This is a genomic window from Salipiger sp. H15 (assembly GCF_040409955.1).
GTDB lineage: Bacteria > Pseudomonadota > Alphaproteobacteria > Rhodobacterales > Rhodobacteraceae > Salipiger.
In genome coordinates this window covers 2,376,286-2,395,911 of record NZ_CP123384.1, presented here as the reverse complement: position 1 = coordinate 2,395,911, position 19,626 = coordinate 2,376,286, and the positions used below count along the sequence as shown (strand labels likewise).

Here is a 19,626-nt window from a genome sequence, read left to right as displayed (position 1 = left end):
AGGCCCAAACATCCCGGGGGAGTCCGCCAAGGGCAGACGGGGGCAGCGCCCCCTTTCCCGGCCACGGACCGCGAAGTCAAGCCGCTCCTATAGCGGACCGTCCTCCAGAACACCATCCACCGACATCTGCGCGTAGAGCAGGCCCTCGCGCAGGCCGCGGTCGGCCACCGACAGCCGGTCGGTCGGCCAGATCCGCAAGAGCGCCTGCAGGATCGCCGCGCCGGACATGATCAGCGCCTGCCGGTCCTGGCCGATGCGCGGATCGCGCCGCCGCCCGGCCGGGCCCATCTCGAGATACTTGGCGATGACCGCCTCGATCTGGTCCGAGGACATGCGCAGCCCGTCGACCTTGGTGCGGTCGTAGCGGCGTAGCCCGAGATGCGAGGCCGCTACGGTGGTCACCGTGCCCGAGGTGCCGATGATCTGGAAGCCCTCGCGGCTCTGCGCGTCCTTGTAGGGTGCGAATTCCGAGAGGTTCTCCTCGAAGAACCAGCTCATCAGCGCGTAGCGCGCGGCGTCGTCCTGCACGTCCGAGAACTGGTCGCGCAGCGTCGCGACGCCGAGCGGCACAGAGATCCAGTCGACGACCTTGGCGGCGGGAAACGGGCTCTCGGGCGGGTGGAAGCCGGAGTGCAGGCGCATGATGGCGCGCGGCCGGTCGCGGTTCGGCACGGACGAGAGGTCAATCCAGACAAGCTCGGTCGAGCCGCCGCCGATGTCGACGACCAGCAGCTGCTCGGTGCGCGTCGAGACCAGCGGCGCGCAGGAGATCACCGCGAGGCGGGCTTCCTCCTCGGGCTGGATGATCTCCATCTCGAGCCCCGTCTCGCGCTTGATCTGGCGGATGAAGTCGCGGGAGTTCTTCGCCCTCCGGCACGCCTCGGTCGCCACCAGACGCATCCGCACCACCTCGTGGCGGCGGATCTTCTGCTGGCAGACGCGCAGCGCGGCGACGGTGCGCGCCATCGAGGCGCGCGACAACCGCCCGCTCCGCTCGAGCCCGTGGCCAAGCTGGACAGACTTGGAAAACGAGTCGATCACATGGAACTGGCTGCCCTTCGGTTGGGCAATCAGCATGCGACAACTGTTCGTACCCAGATCCAGCGCGGCGTAAAGCGCATTGGGATCGGGTTTGTTCGGCGCGGGGCTCTCGACCGGTTTCGGGAAAGCGCCCGCACCTCTGGGACGCCTTGGCGCCATGTTCTGCGCCTTTCCGTATATGTAGTTGCTCTCAGGATACGCGGCGCAAGGAGGCGGCGCAAGAGAACCTTCCTCCCGGTTTGAAGGGGTTGGGAAAGAAGGCGTTCAAATATTCGTACTCGGGCGCGAGCTGTGCGGCGAGCGCGGCCAGCGTCTCGGGGCGCAGGGAGTCCGGGTCGAGGCGTTCGGCGCTGGCGTTCTCGCGCGGCATGTGCACCGCCATGCCGCTGCGCCGCGCGAGGTCCGCGCCCAGCTCGCCCAGCATCGCGGTGGTGTAGATTCGGTCGTAGCGGTCGAGGTCGGGCCCGAGGAAGAGCCATGCCGGAAGCAGGTGATGCCGGATCGCCGAGGCGGCATCGCGGTAGGCCGCGAGGTTGAGAAAGAAGGTATCCGCATCGGGATCGAGCGGTAGCCCCGCCCCCGGCCGCCGCAGCCGCCGCGAGTTGTGCAGCTCGCGCAGCTCCACCACGCGGTTCGAGTAGACCGAGAGCAGCCGCCGCAGCGGATCGCGCACCACGCAGAAGCGCCAATGGTCCGCCACCGCCTCCCAGCGGTGCGGCCGGAAGCGCCGCGTCGGGTAGAGCGCATGGACCTGCGCCGCCTCCGCTTCCTGCACCGAAGGGTCGATCTGCGCCAGCGCCGCCTTGACGCTCGTGCAGCCCGCCTTGGGCAGCGCCATGTAGGCGATCCGGTGTGCCTCGACCGCGATGACCATGAATGTTCCTCGTATCGTACGTTGCGGAAGCTACCCGCGCGGGGCGGCGAGGACAACGGGGCGGGCGGCGTCGCTCCGGCGCGCCATGCGGTCGAAAACCGACCGGGGCAGCGGCGCGGCGGCGTCTAGACTGGCCGGGAACCGTGGCGCGGAGCTGGCGAGATGACCGAGATCACCCTTCTTTACTGGCGCGACATCCCGGCGCAGGTGATCGCGGGCTCGGGCCGGCGGGCAGCGAAGATGGTGCTGCCCGAGCGGTTCGAGGCGGCGATCGACCGCGCCGCAATGCGCAGCGGCGCGCGCGAGGGCGACGCCTACCTTGCCGCCTGGCGCCGCGTCCCGGCGCCGCCTCAGGACGGCGCGCCGCAGGAGATCGCCGGCGCGCTGGCCGCGCGGCTCGATACGGAGTACACGCCCGAGCGCCTTGCAGCGCTGGTGGCGCAGAACGGCTGGGCCGCGCGCCCGGACCATGCGAAAGGCCCATGATGACGCTGCTGACCTTCCGCCGCCCGCGCCCCGCCGCGCCGCATCTGCCGCTCGCCGCGCTCGAGGGCTACTCGATCGAGGTGATGCCGCGCACCGCCGCGCAGGTCGGGGACTTCCGCGAACTGCTGCCCGAGGGAACCCGCGTCTACATCGCCCATGTCGACGGCACGCCGATCGCCGACATGGTGGCCACCGCCGCGCGCCTCGCCGGCGAGGGCTTCGAGGTCATGCCGCATTTCCCCGCCCGCTCGATCCCCGATGCCGCGACGCTCGCCGACTGGATCGCCCGCTACCGCGGCGAGGCCGGGGTACATCAGGGGCTGATCCTCGCCGGCGGCATCCCCGCGCCGCGCGGCGCCTTCGACAGCTCGATGCAGCTGCTCGAGACCGGGCTCTTCGACCGCGCCGGCTTCACCCGGCTGCACGTCGCGGGCCACCCCGAGGGCAACCGCGACATCGACCCCGACGGCTCGGACCGCGCGGTGATGCAGGCGCTGCGCTGGAAGCAAGACTTCTCCGAGCGGAGCGACGCGCAGATGGCGCTGGTCACCCAGTTCGCCTTCGACGCCGGTCCGGTGCTGGGCTGGGCGCGCCGCCTGAAGGCCGAGGGCATCGCCCTGCCCGTGCACCTCGGCATCGCCGGGCCCGCGAAGCTGCAGACGCTGATCCGCTACGCGGTGACCTGCGGCGTCGGGCCCTCGCTCAAGGTGCTGCAGAAGCGCGCGCGCGACGTCACCAAGCTGATGCTGCCCTACGAGCCGACCGACATGGTGGCCGAGATCGCCCGAGTCTGCGCCGCCGAGCCCGACCTGCCCATCGCGCGGTTGCATCTCTTCCCGCTCGGGGGCATCCCTGCGGCGACGGACTGGGCCGCCCGCCATGGCGGCGCCGCCGCGCAGCCCTCCGCACGTGCGGTCTGAGGCGCCGGTCCGGCCACACAACGCGCAAGGGACAGGCATGATCAAGGCACTCCTCTTCGATCTCGACGGCACACTCCTCCACTCCGACCCTCTGCACTTCGAGGTCTTCGCCGAATTCTACGCCGAGCGCGGCCGCGAGCTAACCGAGGCGGGGTATCTCTCGGACATCCACGGGCGGCACAATCTCGAGAGCTTCCCCGAGATCTTCCCCGGCGAGGACGCGCAGACCCTGTCCGACCTCAAGGAAGCGCGCTTCCGCGACCGGCTGGTCGCGGGCCACGCGCCGATGCCCGGCGCCGAGGCGCTGCTCGATCACGCGCAGGCGCGTGGCTGGCGCATTGCCGTGGTGACCAACGCGCCGCGCGCCAATGCCGAGGTGATGCTCTCGGCCATCGGGCTGCGCGAGCGCATCGAGCTTCTGGTGATCGGCGACGAATGCGCCCGCGCCAAGCCCGACCCCGAGCCCTATCTTGCCGCGATGCGCGGCTTCAACGTGGCGCCGCAGCACTGCATCGCCTTCGAGGACAGCCCCTCGGGGATGCGCGCCGCCGCCGCCTCGGGCGCGCATACGGTCGGCATCCGCTCCTCGGGGCTGAGCGTCCGGCAGCTGCAGGACGCGGGCGCGCAGACCGTCATCACCGATTACACCGACCCGGCGCTTGCCGCGCTGCTGACCAGACTGGAATAACCGCACCCAAGGGAGGAGACCGCCATGCCCCGCACGCAGACCCGCACCGTCCTCGAATCGAAGACCCGCACCGTGGTCATGGGGTTCGACGAGCCCTTCTGCGTCATCGGCGAGCGGATCAATCCCACCGGGCGCAAGCGGCTCGCGGCCGAGCTCGAGGCGGGCGATTTCTCCACCGTCGCCGCCGACGCGCTGGCGCAGGTGGCAGCGGGGGCGGCGGTGCTCGATGTGAACGCGGGCGTGGTCTACAATTCCAACCCCGATCCCAACCAGACCGAGCCGCCGCTGATGCGCCGGATGATCGGGCTGGTGCAGGAGGTGGTGGACGTGCCGCTCTGCATCGACAGCTCGGTGCCGTGCGCGCTCGAGGCCGGGCTCGAGGCCGCCGAGGGGCGGCCGCTGCTCAATTCTGTCACCGGCGAGGAGGAGCGGCTGGAGCGGGTGCTGCCGCTGGTGAAGAAATACAACGTGCCGGTGGTGGCGATCTCGAACGACGACACCGGCATTTCGGAAGATCCCGAAATACGCTTCGAGGTGGCCCGCAAGATCGTCCAGCGCGCGGCGGATTTCGGTATTCCTGCCAATGACATCGTGGTCGATCCTCTGGTGATGCCGGTGGGTGCGATGGCCACGGCGGCGCGGCAGGTCTTTGCGCTGGTGCGGCGGCTGCGCGAGGAACTGGGGGTGAACACCACCTGCGGCGCCTCGAACATCTCCTTCGGCCTGCCCGACCGGCACGGGGTCAACACCGCCTTCCTGCCCATGGCGATCGGCGCGGGCATGACCTCGGCGATCATGAATCCCGTCGCAATGCCGGTGAGCCGCGCGCGGATCGTCGCGAAGAAGGCCGAGCTCGAGGCCGCCGGGGTCGTCCTGCCGGATATGGACGATGCGGAATTCGTGCGGCTCTTCGGACTCGGGTCGCTGCAGGCCCTGCCCGGGGCCGAGATGGTGGCAATCCGCGCGGCGAACCTGCTGATGGACCACGATGCGCACGGTACCGCCTGGATCGCGATGCACAACGGCGAGGACGGCGGCTCCGAGGCGCGCGGCGGCAGGCGCGGCGGGCGGCGGCGGCGGGCCTGACCCCGCGCCTCAGGGCCAGGCGGCGTAGGAGGTCGCGGGCGCGCTGCGCCGCGCCATCCGGCGCCGGAACCGGCTGGGAGGAACGCCTTCCATCCGCTTGAAAAACCTGTTGAAATAGGCAGGATCAGTGAACCCGAGGCGGAAGCCAACCTGCGCCACCTGCAGCCCCGAGTTGGTCAGCAGTTCCGCCGCCTCGCGGTGCAGCGCCTCGTGCAGCCAGCCCTGCGGCGAGCGCCCGGTGGCGCGGCGTACCGCCGCCGACAGCCGGTCCCGCGACACGCCGAGCGCGCGGGCGTACTCGCCCACCTCCCAGTGCTCGCGCAGGTGCAGGCCGGCGAGCTGCACGAAGCCCTGCACCAGCCCGCCGGTGGCGACGTCCGGATGCGCCCGCCCCTCCTTCACCCCGCGCCAGAGCTGGACCAGCAGCATCGAGAGCATGTGCCCGGCCATGATCTCGACCCCCGGCGCGCTCTCGGCCAGTTCGCCGCGCAGCTCGGCCAGCACGCGCACCACCCGCTCGCGCTGCGCCCCCAGCGGCACCGAAAGGTCGGCGGCGAGGACCTGGCTCAGCTCGTCGCCGAAGGCCGATCCCGGCAGCACGCGCGCAAGCGCCCCCTTGGTCAGCTGCACCAGCTCGCCCCGGCTGCCCGGCGAGAGCCGCAGCGTCCCGTCCCGCCCCGGCGCGAGCCAGACGAAGCGCGGCGCCTCGATGGCCATGTCGCGCTCGCCGCTCTGCACCCGGCCGCGCCCGGATTGCAGCACCAGAAGGCAGGCGTTCTCGGCGCGCAGCCCGTAGGTGGTCTCGGCCAGCGGGCTGCGGATCTCGTGGGCGGTGATGCCGTGATGGGCGGCGGGACGAAGCGGGAAGGTTTTCATCGTGCTCATGATTTGGGCGCGCTTTTTGACGTATGCGTGCAATTCATCCCCTCATAGGTGCATTCTATCAAGGCATTTTTAAGATACCTTCTGCATCACCCGCCACAGGACGCCTCGGGGAGAGGGACGCGTGTGGCGCAAATCGGTGCCGCAAAGGCATCCACCGGGAGGACAACATGAAAAAGAACACGAGGCGCGCCGTGCTGCGTGCCCTGCCGCTTGCAATGGTCTCGGCCCTCGCCCTGACGTCGGCCCTCGCCACCCCGCTCGCGGCGCAGGAAGGCCCCGTCACCATCGGCTACGCGGTGTCGAAATCCGGCCCCAACGCCACCGGCGCGGGGATCACCACCATCCCCAACTACGAGCTCTGGGTGAAGGAAGTGAACGAGGCCGGCGGGCTCGAGATGCCCGATGGCACGCGCCGCCCGATCGAGGTGGTGGAATACGACGACCGCTCGACCGCCGAGGACCTCGTGCGCGCGATCGAGCGCCTTGCGACGCAGGACAAGGTCGACCTGATCCTGCCGCCCTGGGGCACCGGCGGCAACCTCGCCATCGCGCCGCTGATGGACCGCTTCGGCTACCCGCAGCTGGCGGTGACCTCGGTGACCGACATGGCCCCCGAGTTCGCCAAGCGCTGGAAGCGCTCGTTCTGGATGCTGGGCGGCGGGCATGACTACGCCACCGCGCTGGTCGAGACGCTGGCCGCCGCCAAGGCGGCCGGCACGATCAACGACAAGGTCGCGATGATCTCGGTCGCCGACGGCTTCGGCATCGACCTCGTGAAGGCCGCCCGCCCCGCCTTCGAGGAAGCCGGGTTCGATCTGGTCTACGACGAGAGCTACCCGCTCGGCACTTCCGATTTCGCCGCCATCCTCAACGAGGTGCAGGGCTCGGGCGCCGACAGCTTCGTCGCCTTCTCCTACCCGCCGGGCAGCTTCGGCGTGACCAAGCAGGCGATGACCGCGGGCTTCAACCCCAAGGTCTTCTACATCGGCGTCGGCGGCGCCTTCCCGATCTACGGCCAGATCGCCGAGGGCAAGCAGGAGGGCGTCATGTCCATCGGCGGCGTCGACGCGGCAAGCCCGGCGATCGCCGAGTATTTCGCCAAGCACACCGAGGTCATCGGCACCCCGCCCGACAGCTGGGCCAGCGCCATCACCTACGCTTCGCTCGAGATGCTGGAACAGGCGGTGAAGCGCGTCGGCCTCGACCACGAGGCGCTGGCGGCGGAGCTGTCGACCGGCACCTTCGAGACGGTGATCGGCGAGGTGAAGCTCGAGGACAACCAGCTGCGCAAGCTCTGGTGGGTCGGCCAGTGGCAGGGCGATCACTTCGTCGCCGTGAGCCCCGCCGACCGCGAGGGCGCGGCCGCCCCGGTCATCCCGAAGCCCGAGTGGTAATCCGACTGACACTCCGTGGGGGCGGGCCTTGCGCCCGCCCCGCCCGAACCCTCCTCAGGGACTCCAGATGTTTCTTTCCACGCTCTTTCTCGGGCTCGTGCTTGGCGGCACCTACGCGCTGCTGGCGCTGGGTCTGTCGCTGCAATACGGCATCGCCCGGATCATGAACCTCGCCTATGGCGAGTTCATGCTGCTCGCCTGCTTCGCGGTGACCATGATGTTCACCAGCTGGGGCCTCGGCCCGCTCTGGGGGCTGCTCGTCGTCGTGCCGCTGGGCTACGCGCTCGGCTGGGTGATCCACACCGTGATGATGCGCCCGCTGATCAAGCGCTCGGGCGGCGGCGGCCGGCTCGAGGTCGATACCATTCTGGCCACCTTCGGCCTGCTCTTCGTCGTGCAGGGGCTGATGCTGGTCACCTTCGGCAGCGACTTCACCTCCTACAGCTATCTCAATCAGGGCGTCGGCATCCTCGGCACCACCATCGCCGCCAACCGGCTGATCGCCTTCGCGGTGTCGCTGGTCATCGGCTTCGGGCTCTACGCGGTGCTGATCCGCACCCGTTGGGGCCGCGCGCTGCGCGCCGTGGCGCTGGCACCGGGCTCGGCCTATCTCGTCGGCATCGACGTGGGCAAGCTGGGCCGGCAGGGCTTTGCCCTCGGCGGGGCGCTGGCCGCTGCCGGTGGCGCGCTCATCTCGATGTTCCAGACCTTCTCGGCCACCGACGGCGTGGTCTTCACCATGAAGGCGCTGATCGTCGTCATCATGGGCGGCGTCGGCAACATCCTCGGCGCGCTGATCGCCGGGCTGCTGCTGGGTCTCGCCGAGACCTTCGTCGCCGCCTTCATCGACCCTGGCCTGACCATGGCCGCGACCTACACAATGTTCCTCGCGGTGCTGCTCTGGCGGCCGACCGGGCTCTTCGGCAAGGCGGGAGGCTGAGACCATGCGCTACATTCTCTCCGTCCTCGGCCTCGCGGCGCTTGCCGTCCTGCCGATGTTCTTCGGCGACTACGGCACCGGCCTTCTGGTCGGCCTTGCGGGTTACGTGACGCTGGCCACCTCCTGGGCGATGTTCTCGGGCCCGACCCGCTACATCTCGCTTGCCACGGTCGCCTTCTTCGGCGTCGGCGCCTATACGGTCGCGGTGCTGAACGAGGTGCTGCCCTACCCGCTGGTGCTGCTCTGCGCCGCCGGGATCGGCGCCACCATGGCGCTGCTGGTGGGGCTTTCCACCCTGCGCCTTGCGGGCATCTACTTCGTGATCTTCAGCTTCGGCCTCGCCGAGCTGGTGCGCCAGCTCATCACCTGGTTCGAGGTCAACGTGACCGGCACGCTGGGCCGCTACATCTTCCTCGATCTCGAGGCGAAACACATCTACTGGCAGCTGCTCGCGCTCGGCGCGGCGACGCTGGCGCTCTCGGCCTGGATCCGACGCTCGCGCCTCGGCCTCGCGCTGCGGGTGATCGGCGATGACGAGACGGTGGCGGCGCATTCCGGCATCAACCTCGCGCGCACCAAGCTGGTGCTCTTCGTCGCCTCGTCCACGATCATCACGCTGGTCGGCGCGATACAGGCGCCGCGCTGGGTCTATGTCGAGCCCTCGATCGTCTTCAACCCGACGGTCAGCTTCCTGACGGTGATCATGGCGTTGCTCGGCGGGGCCACGAAGCTCTGGGGTCCGCTCTGCGGGGCGGTGCCGCTCTTCCTGCTCTTCGAGTGGCTCTCGGCGCGCTTCCCGGATCATTTCTCGATCCTGCTCGGCCTCATGTTCATGGCGGTTGTCTACGCCCTGCCCGACGGCGTGCTGGCGGCGCTGGAGCGCTTCCGCCGCAAGGGCAACGGCGACAAGACCGCCGAGACCGCAAAGGAGGCCAGCGCATGAGCGTGCTTCTCGAAACCCGGGGCCTGACCAAGCGCTTCGGCGGGCTGACGGCGGTGAACGGCGTGTCGCTCAGCGTCCGCAGCGGCGAGGTGCTGGGGCTCTTGGGGCCGAACGGCTCGGGCAAGACCACCCTGATGAACCTCATCTCCGGGGCGCTGAAATCCTCGGAGGGGGCGCTGCTCATCAATGGCAGGGACCTGACCGGCGCCCCGCCCCACCGCATCGCGCGGGCGGGCGTGGCGCGGACCTTCCAGCTGGTGAAGATCCTGCCCTCGCTGACGCTGGAAGAGAACGTCATGGTCCCCGCCGCCTTTGGGCCGGACCGGCTCTGGGGCAAGGCGCTGAAGGTGCAGGTGGCCGAGTGCCTCGACATGGTGGGGCTCAACGCCCGCGCCGGGCAGCAGGCCTCGGAGCTGACCTACATCGACCAGAAGCGGCTGGAGCTGGCGCGGGCGCTGGCCGCGGCGCCGAAGCTCTTGCTGCTCGACGAATGGCTCGCCGGGCTCAACCCGACCGAGCTGCACGAGGGCATCCGGCTGATCCGCGAGCTCGAGCAGACCGGCATCACCATCATCATGGTCGAGCACATCATGGACGCGGTGCGCGCGCTCTGCCCGCGCTGTGCGGTGATGAACTCGGGCACGCTGATCGCCGACGGACCCACGGCCGAGGTCCTGTCGGACCCGCACGTGGTCGCCGCCTACCTGGGAGAAGAGGATGCTTGAGATCGACAACCTGCGCATCACCTACGGCAAGCACAGCGCGCTTGGCGGGGTGAGCATGTCGGTGGCGCGGGGCGAATGCGTGGTGATCCTCGGCGCCAACGGCGCGGGCAAGTCCTCGCTGCTGAAGGCGGTGGGCGGCGTCGTCCGCCCGGCCTCGGGGCGCATCCTGCACGAGGGGCAGGATCTGGCGCAGGTGCCCGCGCACGAGATCGTCGAGCGCGGCATCGCGCTGGTGCCCGAGGGGCGCGGCATCTTCGCCCGCATGAGCGTGGCCGACAACCTCGCGCTCGGCTGCCACCCGATCCGCGCGCGCGGCGGGGCCGACAAGCGCCGCAAGGAGGTGCTGGAGCTTTTCCCGCGCCTTGCCGAGCGGCAGAAACAGCTTGCCGGCACCATGTCGGGCGGCGAGCAGCAGATGGTCGCCATCGCCCGTGCGCTGATGTCGAACCCCGAGCTGCTGCTGCTCGACGAGCCGAGCCTCGGCCTTGCCCCGATCGTGACCAAGGAGGTGTTTGCCGCACTTGGCCGCATCCGCCAGACCGGGCTCACCCTGCTCATCGTCGAGCAGAACGTGCGCGCCAGCCTCGCGCTTGCCACCCGCGGCTACCTGCTGGAAGCCGGGCGCGTGGTGGGCAGCGGCAGCGCCGACCAGTTGCAGAGCGATCCGGCCGTGCAGCGCGCCTTCCTGGGCGGCACGTCGGAACCTCTCGAAACCGAAATGAAGTGACTCAAGGAGACGGCATGGACAGCCTCAACCTCTTTATCGACGGCGAGCACGTGCCCGCCGAGGACGACCGCGAGTTCGAACGCACCAACCCGGTGTCGGGCGAAGTGGCCACCCGCGCCGCCGCGGCCAGCAAGGCCGATGCGACCCGCGCGGTGGATGCCGCCGCCGCGGCCTTCCCGGAATGGGCCGCCGTGCCCCCGGGCCAGCGCCGCAAGCTGCTGATCAAGGCCTCCGAGGCGCTGGCCGCGCGCGGCGACGACATCGTCGCGGCGATGAAGGCCGAGATCGGCGCGACCGAGGCCTGGGCCCGGTTCAACGTCATGCTCGCGTCCGACATGCTGCTGGAAGCGGCCAGCCTCGTGACGCAGATCAAGGGCGAGATCGTGCCCTCGAACCGCCCCGGCTCGACCGCCTACGCGGTGCGCCAGCCGGCGGGCGTGGTGCTGGCCATGGCGCCCTGGAACGCGCCGGTGATCCTTGGCGTGCGCTCGATCGCGACGCCGCTCGCCTGCGGCAACACCGTGGTGATGAAGACCTCGGAGCTCTGCCCGCGCACCCATGCGCTGATCCTCGAAGCAGTGTCCGAGGCGGGCCTGCCGAAGGGCGTGGTCAACGCCATCTCGAACGCACCCGAGGATGCGCCCGAGCTGGTCGAGACGCTGATCGCCCACCCCGCCGTGCGCCGGGTGAACTTCACCGGCTCGACCCGCGTCGGCCGCATCGTGGCGGAGCTTTCCGCGCGCCACCTCAAGCCCTCGCTGCTGGAGCTGGGCGGCAAGGCACCCTTCCTCGTTCTCGATGACGCCGACATCCCCGCCGCGGTCGCCGCCGCGGGCTTCGGCTCCTACATGAACCAGGGCCAGATCTGCATGTCGACCGAGCGCATCATCGTCATGGACGGGATCGCCGACGCCTTCGTCGCGGCCTTCTCCGAGAAGGTCGAGAGCCTCACCGCGGGCGATCCGCGCGAGGGCAAGGCGCCGCTCGGCAGCCTCGTCAACATGGGCGCCGCCGACCGCATCCGCGACCTCATCGAGGACGCCGTGCAGAAGGGCGCGCGGCTGATCGGCGGCGGCGGCACCGGCACCATCCTCAACGCCGCGGCGCTCGACGGGGTGACCCCGCAGATGCGCCTCTACACTGAGGAAAGCTTCGGCCCGGTCGCGTCGATCATCCGCGTGGGCAGCGTCGACGAGGCGGTGCGCGTGGCGAACGAAAGCGAGTTCGGCCTGTCGGCGGCGGTCTTCGGCCGCGACCAGGCCCGCGCCATGGCGGTCGCCCGGCGCATCGAGAGTGGTATTTGCCACGTCAACGGCCCGACCGTGCATGACGAGGCGCAAATGCCCTTCGGCGGCGTGAAGGATTCAGGCTACGGTCGCTTCGGCGGCACGTGGGGAGTCGCCGAGTTCACCGAGCTGCGCTGGATGACCACGCAGGACGGCGATCTTCACTACCCGATCTGAGCAGGAAGCAATCGGATCGGTCCAAACGGGAGGAACACCATGAAACTGAAACTGGCAAGAACCGCAGTCGCGGCCCTGGCCCTGAGCGTCGCCGCCGGCGGCGCCTGGGCCCAGGAATACACCTTCAAGCTGCACCACTTCCTCGGCGCCAAGGCACCGGCACAGACCGAGATGCTCGAGCCCTGGGCCAAGGCGGTCGAGGAGAACTCGGGCGGCAAGGTGAAGATCGAGATCTACCCTTCGATGACCCTCGGCGGCCGTCCGCCCGAGCTGATCAACCAGGTGCGTGACGGCGTCGTCGACCTCGTCTGGACGGTGAACGGCTACACGCCGGGCCTGTTCCCGCGCACCGAGGTGATGGAGTTGCCGAACGTCTTCACCAACGATCCCTCGGCCGCGAACCTCGCGCTGCTCGACATGTACGACGAGTACCTCAAGGACGAGTACAAGGGCGTCGAGCCGATGTTCCTGCACGTCCACGCGGGCCAGGCGATCCACACCGTCGACAAGGAAATCCGCAAGCCCGAGGACATCGCCGGGCTGAAGATGCGCATCCCCACCCGCACCGGCGCCTGGGTCATCGAGGCACTCGGCGGCTCGCCGGTCTCGATGCCGGTTCCGGACCTGCCGCAGGCGCTTTCCAAGAAGGTCGTCGACGGCGCCTTCATCCCGTGGGAGATCATCCCGGCGCTGAAGCTGCAGGACCAGACCAAGTACCAGATCGAGGGCTTCAACAAGACCCGCTTCGGCACCACCACCTTCCAGGTCTCGATGAACAAGGCGCGCTGGGACGGCCTGCCCGAGGACATCCAGAAGGCCTTCCGCGACGCGTCGGGCCGTGACTGGGTGGCGCAGGTCGGCAAGATCTGGCGCGACATCGACGAGCGCGGCATCAAGGTCGCGACCGACGCGGGCAACACCCACGTGACGCTCACCGAGGAAGAGACCGCCGCCTTCGAGAAGGCGCTCGAGCCGGTCGTCGATCGCTGGATCGAGGACGTGACCGCGCAGGGCATCGACGGCGCCGCGATGGTCGCCAAGGCGCGCGAGCTGATCAAGGCCAACGCCGACTCGAGCATGAGCAACTGATGTTCATCGAAGAAACCCAAGGCCGCAGCGGGGTATCCGCTGCGGTCGCACGTCTCGTCACCCTCTGGGCGCTGCTCGGCGGCGCGCTTCTGCTGGTGATCGTCCTCATCAACGTCGCCTCGGTCCTCGGGGCCGTGGTGCACAAGCCGTTTTCCGGCGATTTCGAGCTGACCGAGATGGGCGTGGCGGTGGCGGTCTTCGCCTTCCTGCCCTACTGCCAGCTCACCGACGCCAACGTCACCGCCGACATCTTCACCGCGAACGCCCCCCGCCCCATGCTGGCGGTGCTGCGCGCGCTCGCCTCGCTCGTCGCCTTCGGCTTTGCCTGCATCCTCGTGTGGCGGATGTACCTCGGCATGCTCGACCAGAAGGCCTACAATTACACCACGACGATCCTGCAGGTCCCGATCTGGTGGGCCTTCGTGCCGATCCTCGTGTCGCTCGTGCTGCTTGTCGCCGCCGCCGCGCTGACCTTCCGCGACAGCCTGACGGAGGTGCGCAAGTGACCGATCCCATCACCCTCGGCGTGCTGTCGCTGGTCATCCTGATCGCGCTCATCGCCATCCGCATCCCGATCGCCTACGGGATGATCCTCGTCGGCGGGGTCGGCATCGCGCTGGTCAACGGGCCGATGCTGCTGATGAGCCAGCTGAAGACGCTCGCCTACGGCCAGTTCTCGATCTACGACCTCTCGGTCGTGCCGATGTTCGTGCTCATGGGCGAGCTTGCCACGGTCGCGGGCCTGTCGCAGGCGCTGTTCCGCGGCGCCAATGCCTGGCTCGGCTGGATGCGCGGCGGCACCGCCATGGCCGCGATCGCCGGCTGCGCCGGGTTCGGCGCGGTCTGCGGCTCGTCGCTGGCCACCGCCTCGACCATGGGCAAGGTCGCCCTGCCCGAGCTCAAGCGCTACAACTACTCCGGCGCGCTGGCGACCGGTGCGCTCTCGGCCGGCGGCGTGCTCGGCATCCTGATCCCGCCCTCGGTCGTGCTCATCGTCTACGCGGTGATCGTCGAGGCCAACATCGTCACCATGTTCGCCGCGGCGCTGCTGCCGGGCATCCTCGCGGTGATCTTCTTCATCCTGACCATCGCCATCTACGTCCGCGTGCGCCCCGCGTCGGGCCCTGCCGGCGGCGTCGCCAGCCGGTCGGAGTTCGTCACCGCCACGCTCGGCCTGCTGCCGGTCATGGTCATTTTCGGCCTCGTGCTCGGCGGCATCTACGGCGGCTTCTTCAACCCGACCCCGGCCGCGGCCGTGGGCGTGTTCCTCGTCTGGCTCTACGGGCTGGTGAAGCGCCGCGTCGGTCTTGCCGAGATGGTGACGGCGCTGAAATCCACCGCCCGCACCTCGGGGATGATCTACGTGATCCTGCTCGGCGCGGAGCTGATGAAGATCTTCATGTCGCGCATCGGCCTGCCGCAGCAGGCGGCGGCATGGATCGCCGAGAGCGGCCTTGCCCCGATGACCGTGATGGTGCTGATCCTCGTCGCGCTCATCCTGCTCGGCTGCCTGATGGACAGCATGTCGATGATCCTGCTGGTCATCCCGTTCTTCTGGCCGATGCTGGTCGAGCTGAACGGCGGGCTCTACGCCACCGCCGACGTCGCCGGCTTCGGGCTGAGCACCGAGGATCTCAAGGTCTGGTTCGGCATCCTCGCGCTCATAGTCGCCGAGCTCGGGCTGATCACCCCGCCGGTGGGGATGAACGTCTTCATCATCTCGGCGCTGGCCAAGGACACGCCGATGATCGAAACCTTCAAGGGCGTCGCCCCCTTCTTCTGTGCCGAGCTGGTGCGGGTCACGCTGATCCTTGCCTTCCCCGTGCTCACGCTCTGGCTGCCATCCCTGCTCGGAGGCTGAACAATGAAAGACCAAACGACCGTCACCGCCGGGGGAGCGATCTTCCCCCGGCTGAAGGCGCTCGGCGTGGATTACGTCTTCGCCAACTCCGGCACCGACTTCCCGCCGATCATCGAGGGGCTGGCGCAGGCCGCCGCCGAGGGGATCGACCTGCCGCAGGCGCTGGTCATGCCGCACGAGCACGCGGCCATGGGCATGGCGCATGGCTACTACCTGATGACCGGCAAGGCGCAGGCGGTCATGCTGCACACCAATGTCGGGCTGGCGAACGGCGCGATCGGCGCGATCAACGCCGCCTGCGAGCACGTGCCGATGATCCTCATGTCGGGCCGCACCCCGGTCACCGAGGAGGGCCGCTTCGGCGCGCGCACCGTGCCGATCGGCTGGGGCCAGGAAATGCGCGACCAGGCGGCGCTGGTCCGCGAGGCCTCGAAATGGGAATACGAGCTGAAGTTCCCCGAGCAGGTGCCCGGGCTTCTCGACCGCGCCCATGCCATCGCCAACTCGACCCCCAAGGGGCCGGTGTACCTGTCGATCCCGCGCGAGGTGCTCTGCGAGCCCGTGCCGACCGAGGGGCTGGATGCCGCCCCCACGATGGCCGCCTCCGAGGCCGCGCCGCACCCCGAGGCGCTGGCCACGCTCGCCCGCTGGCTGGCCGAGGCCGAGGCGCCGCTGATCATCGCGCAGCGAGGGTCCGGCGATGCCGAAAGCTTCGCCGCCTTCGCGGACTGGGCCGAGGACTGGGGCATCGCGGTCTGCTCGTGGTGGGCGACGCACCTCGCGATCGCCACCGACCACCCCTGCCACGTCGGCGCCGATCCCGGCCCCTGGTTGGCGCAGGCCGACGTGGTGCTGATCCTCGACTGCCTCGCCCCCTGGATGCCCGACGCCCACGCGCCGCGCCCGGATGCGAAGATCGCCAACATGGGCCCGGACCCGATCTTCTCGCGCTTCCCGGTGCGCAACTTCCGTTCGGATCTCAGCATCACCGGCGAGAATGCCCGGACCATTCCCGCGCTGATCGCCGCCATGGCGGACCTGCCGAAGGGCGATCACGTCGCGCCGCGCCGCGCCCGGCTTGCCGAGACCACGGCAGCGGCCCGCAAGGCACAGGCCGAGGCTGCCCAGCCCAGCGGCGAGCTGCTCACCAAGCCCGCCGTCAGCCGCATCCTCGGCGAGGCGCTCGACGCGCAGGACGCACCCAGCACGGTCTTCTCCGAGCTTGGCACCATGCTCGGGCACCTGCCCCGCCGCGCGCACCGGGCCTGGTTCCAGGAGCCGCATTCGGGCGGGCTCGGCTGGTCCTTCCCGGCCGCGCTCGGCGCGCAGCTCGCCGAGCCGGACCGCATCTGCGTTGCGACGCTGGGGGATGGCAGCTACATGTTCGCCAACCCCGTGGCCTGCCACCAGATCGCCGAGGCGCTGGCCCTGCCCATCCTCATCGTGATCCTCAACAACGCCGAATGGGGTGCGGTGCGGGCCTCGGTGAGCGGGCTCTACCCGGACGGCGCGGCCAGCCGCGCCAATGCGATGCCGCTGACCGGCCTCTCGCCCTCGCCGGACTTCTGCAAGGTGGCCGAGGCGAGCAACGCCTTCGCCCGTGCCGTCGAGACGCCCGCAGAATTGCGCCCGGCGCTCGACGAGGCGCTGCGGGTGATCCGCGAGGAGCGCCGCTGCGCCCTGCTCAACGTCCGCATCGCCGGCTGAGCCGCGCCGCAGCCTCCCGGCGGCGCGCGGATGGCAGCCGCCGGAAGGGCGTATTTGGAAAGAGAAGAAGGGGCCGGGCAGCACGCCGGCCCCTTCCGTTTCGCGCCTCCCCGCGTCGCGCGGGCGCGGCACCGGTCCTCAGGTGAAGAGGAAGGCGTCCGCTCCGTCAGCGGGCCCGACCGGGTCGAAGACCAGGTAATCCGTGCGCAGCGGCTCGCCGCCGTCCGGGCGCCCGATGAGCTCGATCCGGTCGCCGGTCGCGAGCTCGATCCCGTGGAGTGTGTGCTGCGCCCTGCCGGCGGGGGTGACGATCCGGTCGCCGAAGTCGCCGTCCCAGAGCCAGCTGTCGAGCTCGGTCCCGTTGAGCCGGAGGCTCATCCGGCTGACGCCGTCGCTCTCGTCGAAATAGCCGACGGTCACGTCGTAGCGGCCATCTGCGCCGGCGAAATCGTACTGCGCGCGCTGGTCCGGACCGCCCCCGGCCTGAAGGCAGGCGCCGCCCGAGGCGTGGGGATTGTCGAAGACGCGGAAGTCCTTGGTGATCTCCAGCGTCTCCGCCTCGACGAGGAAAGGCCCGGAGGGCGGCTGCGCCGACCGGATCTCGACGAAATCGGTGCGCAGCGGCTCGCCGCCGTCGGCGCATCCGGCGAGCGTCAGCACGTCGCCCTCCTCGAGCGCGACGACGGGGACCACCCGCCGCATCGCGGCAGCGCCGGTGACCGTGGCGCCGGCGGGATCCGCGTCCCAGGTCCAGGCATCGACCGTCTCGCCATTGACCTCGAGGCGCAGGCGGCTTGCGCCGTCGGTCTCGTCGAAATAGCCGATGACCACGCTGTAGAGCCCCGCCGCGCCGGTGAAGCGGCCCGAGGCCGCCGCCTCGCCGCCGTCCTGCGCGCGCAGCAGCCCGTCCTCGGAGGCCCAGGGGTTGCGTTCCGGGACGAAGCCGCGCGCGATGTCGAGGTTCTCGGCCTCGGTGCGCCCGGGGCCGATCGCGGCGGGCGGGCGATCAAGCGCGCTGTACTCGACGACATAGCCGAAGGCATGGTTCGGGTTCGGCGGGATGCCGTTGTCGGCCCATGTGCCGCTGGCGTAGAGCGAGTGCACCGTCAGGTAGTCCACTCCCGGAGGCTCCGACCACGCGTTGTTCGGCTCGAAGCCGCCCCAATCGGCATATCCCAGCGCCCCGGAGGCGCGCGTCCAGAAGACCTCGCCGGCCTCGGGGCCGGTCGCCCATTCCCAGGTCCCCTCGCTGCGTGCGTCGGACCCGCCGGCCCAGACATTGGGCGGGGTGATCGACAGGATGAAGGCGTTCTCCCCGGCCGAGGTGATCGTCGCGAGGTAGCCGGGCAGGCCGAGGTGGCTGCGCGTCTCCGCCTCTGCCCGCGCCTCGTCCCAGGTCAGCGGCGTCTCGACATACTGGTACCAGTGGCCGTTGCCGCCCTCGGCCTCGGTCCATTGCACGGCCGCGCCCAGTTCGCGCTCCTCGAAACGGGCGATGAAGACATCGCGCGCGCCATTGGTGTCGTCCGGCACGAGGTTCGCGGCGTCGCTGGTGAAGAGGATCCCCGATCCGTCGGGCAGGAAGCTCGGCCAGAAGCTCTGCGCATCGCCGATCTCGCCCGCCACGCTGGTCGAGATCGCGGTGACCGTGCCGGTCACGAGGTCCTTCACGAAGATGTCCCGCGCGCCGTTGCCATCGCGCACCGCGAGGCTGGGGGTGTCGCTGTAGAAGGCGATCTTCGTGCCGTCCGGCGAGAACACGCCCCCGTAGCTGTCGCCGGTCCACTGGTTGCCCTGATTGTCGACCGAGACCCGTTCGATGGCGCCGGTGACGATGTCCTTGATGAAGAGGTCCTGCGAGCCGTTGCCGTCGTTCGGCACGAAATTCGTGGCGCGGCTCGAGAAGAGCAGCTTCGTGCCATCCGGCGAGAGGCTGCCCTCGGAGCTTGGCCCGTTGCCCTCCGCGCCGTCCGCCCCGACCGAGACGCGCGTCACCGCCCCGGTGGCGAGGTCCTTGACGAAGAGATCGTCCACCCCGTTGCCGTCTCCCGCGACAAGAGTGTCGCCGCGGCTCGAGAAGACGAAGCGCGTGCCGTCCGGGAAGAAGGCCGAGGCGCCGCTGCTGCCGTTGGGCGCCTCGCCCGCCGCATTGGCCGAGACCAGCGTCACGGCGCCCGTCGCGATGTCCTTCAGGAAGACCGCGTAGCCCGTGGGGGTGATGCCCGGCACGAGGTTCGCGGCGCCGCTGAGAAAGGCGACCTGCGTGCCGTCGGGCGAGAACATGGCGGCAAAGCTCGTGTCCTCGGCGGGCGCGCCCTCGGCATTCGCGGAGATGAACTGGTCCGCGCCGGAGGCAAGGTCCTTGAACACCACCGCCTCGACCGCCACGGCGCTGTGGCCCTCGGGAAAGCGGTAGGTGGTGCCGAAGGCGACGCGGGTGCCGTCGGCCGAGATCGCCGGGTCCCAGCCGCCTTCCTCCGGATCGGCGACGGCCGGGTCGATGGTGAGGCGCCGGACCTCGCCGGTCGCCATGTCCTTGAGGTAGATGTCGCCGTAGGGATTGGTGTCCTCCGGCACGAATCTCGCGCCGCTCTCGAAGACCAGCAGCGCGCCATTCGCGCCCAGATGCGCCTTGTCGCTCGGGCCTTCCCCCTGCTCTCCCTCGCTTCCCGTCGAAACCCTCTCCACCGATACGACCCTGAGTTGCGTCGACATGACCCGGTCCTCCCATGATCGGAGTGCGGCAGTCCAGATTCCCCGCTCCGTGGAGTGCCCTATAGCAGTCCCGGTCCGGCCC

Annotated in this window: 18 protein-coding genes; 14 read left to right on the top strand and 4 right to left on the bottom strand. The window is 69.9% G+C overall.

The window, feature by feature from the left end; genetic code table 11:
- Window positions 1-87 precede the first annotated feature (87 nt).
- Complete coding sequence (locus tag PVT71_RS11630; protein ID WP_353471947.1) at window positions 88-1,200, bottom strand: Ppx/GppA phosphatase family protein; 1,113 nt, start codon at window positions 1,198-1,200, stop codon at window positions 88-90.
- A gap of 31 nt (window positions 1,201-1,231) precedes the next feature.
- A complete protein-coding gene (locus tag PVT71_RS11625; RefSeq protein WP_353471946.1) occupies window positions 1,232-1,915 on the bottom strand; it encodes a sulfotransferase family 2 domain-containing protein in 684 nt (227 codons plus the stop codon).
- Between the two features lie 162 nt (window positions 1,916-2,077).
- Here PVT71_RS11625 and PVT71_RS11620 point away from each other — a divergent pair, with 162 nt between their 5' ends.
- From PVT71_RS11620 to PVT71_RS11605, 4 genes are read left to right on the top strand one after another with little or no spacing between them, the layout of a single operon-like run.
- Window positions 2,078-2,401 (top strand): virulence factor, encoded by a 324-nt coding sequence (locus PVT71_RS11620; protein ID WP_353471945.1) that lies wholly within the window; start codon window positions 2,078-2,080, stop codon window positions 2,399-2,401.
- Entirely contained in the window at window positions 2,401-3,321 is a 921-nt protein-coding gene (locus PVT71_RS11615) for a methylenetetrahydrofolate reductase (protein ID WP_353473873.1), read from the top strand. The genes PVT71_RS11620 and PVT71_RS11615 overlap by 1 nt, the downstream gene beginning before the upstream one ends.
- Before the next feature lie 37 nt (window positions 3,322-3,358).
- On the top strand, window positions 3,359-4,009 hold the full coding sequence (locus tag PVT71_RS11610) for an HAD-IA family hydrolase (RefSeq protein ID WP_353471944.1): 651 nt from the start codon (window positions 3,359-3,361) through the stop codon (window positions 4,007-4,009).
- A 24-nt stretch (window positions 4,010-4,033) separates the two neighbouring features.
- Entirely contained in the window at window positions 4,034-5,095 is a 1,062-nt protein-coding gene (locus PVT71_RS11605; RefSeq protein WP_353471943.1) for a dihydropteroate synthase, read from the top strand.
- A gap of 9 nt (window positions 5,096-5,104) precedes the next feature.
- Here the strand turns inward: PVT71_RS11605 and PVT71_RS11600 are convergent, their stop codons facing one another.
- Window positions 5,105-5,980 (bottom strand): helix-turn-helix domain-containing protein, encoded by an 876-nt coding sequence (locus PVT71_RS11600; RefSeq protein WP_353471942.1) that lies wholly within the window; start codon window positions 5,978-5,980, stop codon window positions 5,105-5,107.
- Window positions 5,981-6,147: 167 nt separating this feature from the next.
- Here PVT71_RS11600 and PVT71_RS11595 point away from each other — a divergent pair, with 167 nt between their 5' ends.
- The 10 genes from PVT71_RS11595 (at window position 6,148) to PVT71_RS11550 (ending at window position 16,829) form a co-directional block, all read left to right on the top strand.
- A complete protein-coding gene (locus PVT71_RS11595) occupies window positions 6,148-7,374 on the top strand; it encodes an amino acid ABC transporter substrate-binding protein (protein ID WP_353471941.1) in 1,227 nt (408 codons plus the stop codon).
- 67 nt (window positions 7,375-7,441) lie between these two features.
- Entirely contained in the window at window positions 7,442-8,314 is an 873-nt protein-coding gene (locus PVT71_RS11590) for a branched-chain amino acid ABC transporter permease (protein WP_353471940.1), read from the top strand.
- Between the two features lie 4 nt (window positions 8,315-8,318).
- On the top strand, window positions 8,319-9,257 hold the full coding sequence (locus tag PVT71_RS11585) for a branched-chain amino acid ABC transporter permease (RefSeq protein WP_353471939.1): 939 nt from the start codon (window positions 8,319-8,321) through the stop codon (window positions 9,255-9,257).
- Window positions 9,254-9,982 (top strand): ABC transporter ATP-binding protein, encoded by a 729-nt coding sequence (locus PVT71_RS11580; protein WP_353471938.1) that lies wholly within the window; start codon window positions 9,254-9,256, stop codon window positions 9,980-9,982. The genes PVT71_RS11585 and PVT71_RS11580 overlap by 4 nt, the downstream gene beginning before the upstream one ends.
- Window positions 9,975-10,709: an ABC transporter ATP-binding protein gene (locus PVT71_RS11575; RefSeq protein WP_353471937.1), complete on the top strand. Its 735-nt coding sequence runs from the start codon at window positions 9,975-9,977 to the stop codon at window positions 10,707-10,709. Before PVT71_RS11580 ends, PVT71_RS11575 begins: the two co-directional genes overlap by 8 nt.
- Window positions 10,710-10,723: 14 nt before the next feature.
- Window positions 10,724-12,172 (top strand): aldehyde dehydrogenase, encoded by a 1,449-nt coding sequence (locus PVT71_RS11570; protein WP_353471936.1) that lies wholly within the window; start codon window positions 10,724-10,726, stop codon window positions 12,170-12,172.
- A gap of 39 nt (window positions 12,173-12,211) precedes the next feature.
- The gene (locus tag PVT71_RS11565; protein WP_353471935.1) at window positions 12,212-13,261 is read left to right on the top strand and encodes a TRAP transporter substrate-binding protein; all 1,050 of its coding nucleotides are present in this window, start codon (window positions 12,212-12,214) and stop codon (window positions 13,259-13,261) included.
- The gene (locus tag PVT71_RS11560) at window positions 13,261-13,767 is read left to right on the top strand and encodes a TRAP transporter small permease (RefSeq protein ID WP_353471934.1); all 507 of its coding nucleotides are present in this window, start codon (window positions 13,261-13,263) and stop codon (window positions 13,765-13,767) included. The genes PVT71_RS11565 and PVT71_RS11560 overlap by 1 nt, the downstream gene beginning before the upstream one ends.
- Window positions 13,764-15,122 (top strand): TRAP transporter large permease, encoded by a 1,359-nt coding sequence (locus tag PVT71_RS11555; RefSeq protein ID WP_353471933.1) that lies wholly within the window; start codon window positions 13,764-13,766, stop codon window positions 15,120-15,122. The genes PVT71_RS11560 and PVT71_RS11555 overlap by 4 nt, the downstream gene beginning before the upstream one ends.
- A 3-nt stretch (window positions 15,123-15,125) precedes the next feature.
- On the top strand, window positions 15,126-16,829 hold the full coding sequence (locus PVT71_RS11550; RefSeq protein ID WP_353471932.1) for a thiamine pyrophosphate-requiring protein: 1,704 nt from the start codon (window positions 15,126-15,128) through the stop codon (window positions 16,827-16,829).
- Between the two features lie 138 nt (window positions 16,830-16,967).
- Here the strand turns inward: PVT71_RS11550 and PVT71_RS11545 are convergent, their stop codons facing one another.
- On the bottom strand, window positions 16,968-19,544 hold the full coding sequence (locus tag PVT71_RS11545) for a hypothetical protein (RefSeq protein ID WP_353471931.1): 2,577 nt from the start codon (window positions 19,542-19,544) through the stop codon (window positions 16,968-16,970).
- Between the last annotated feature and the right edge of the window lie 82 nt (window positions 19,545-19,626).

Bases quoted from the DNA above. Each gene is read 5' to 3' on its own strand.
- PVT71_RS11630 (WP_353471947.1), bottom strand. From the start codon at position 1,200: ATGGCGCCAAGGCGTCCCAGAGGTGCGGGCGCTTTCCCGAAACCGGTC.
- PVT71_RS11625 (WP_353471946.1), bottom strand. From the start codon at position 1,915: ATGGTCATCGCGGTCGAGGCACACCGGATCGCCTACATGGCGCTGCCC.
- PVT71_RS11620 (WP_353471945.1), top strand. From the start codon at position 2,078: ATGACCGAGATCACCCTTCTTTACTGGCGCGACATCCCGGCGCAGGTG.
- PVT71_RS11615 (WP_353473873.1), top strand. From the start codon at position 2,401: ATGACGCTGCTGACCTTCCGCCGCCCGCGCCCCGCCGCGCCGCATCTG.
- PVT71_RS11610 (WP_353471944.1), top strand. From the start codon at position 3,359: ATGATCAAGGCACTCCTCTTCGATCTCGACGGCACACTCCTCCACTCC.
- PVT71_RS11605 (WP_353471943.1), top strand. From the start codon at position 4,034: ATGCCCCGCACGCAGACCCGCACCGTCCTCGAATCGAAGACCCGCACC.
- PVT71_RS11600 (WP_353471942.1), bottom strand. From the start codon at position 5,980: ATGAGCACGATGAAAACCTTCCCGCTTCGTCCCGCCGCCCATCACGGC.
- PVT71_RS11595 (WP_353471941.1), top strand. From the start codon at position 6,148: ATGAAAAAGAACACGAGGCGCGCCGTGCTGCGTGCCCTGCCGCTTGCA.
- PVT71_RS11590 (WP_353471940.1), top strand. From the start codon at position 7,442: ATGTTTCTTTCCACGCTCTTTCTCGGGCTCGTGCTTGGCGGCACCTAC.
- PVT71_RS11585 (WP_353471939.1), top strand. From the start codon at position 8,319: ATGCGCTACATTCTCTCCGTCCTCGGCCTCGCGGCGCTTGCCGTCCTG.
- PVT71_RS11580 (WP_353471938.1), top strand. From the start codon at position 9,254: ATGAGCGTGCTTCTCGAAACCCGGGGCCTGACCAAGCGCTTCGGCGGG.
- PVT71_RS11575 (WP_353471937.1), top strand. From the start codon at position 9,975: ATGCTTGAGATCGACAACCTGCGCATCACCTACGGCAAGCACAGCGCG.
- PVT71_RS11570 (WP_353471936.1), top strand. From the start codon at position 10,724: ATGGACAGCCTCAACCTCTTTATCGACGGCGAGCACGTGCCCGCCGAG.
- PVT71_RS11565 (WP_353471935.1), top strand. From the start codon at position 12,212: ATGAAACTGAAACTGGCAAGAACCGCAGTCGCGGCCCTGGCCCTGAGC.
- PVT71_RS11560 (WP_353471934.1), top strand. From the start codon at position 13,261: ATGTTCATCGAAGAAACCCAAGGCCGCAGCGGGGTATCCGCTGCGGTC.
- PVT71_RS11550 (WP_353471932.1), top strand. From the start codon at position 15,126: ATGAAAGACCAAACGACCGTCACCGCCGGGGGAGCGATCTTCCCCCGG.
- PVT71_RS11545 (WP_353471931.1), bottom strand. From the start codon at position 19,544: ATGTCGACGCAACTCAGGGTCGTATCGGTGGAGAGGGTTTCGACGGGA.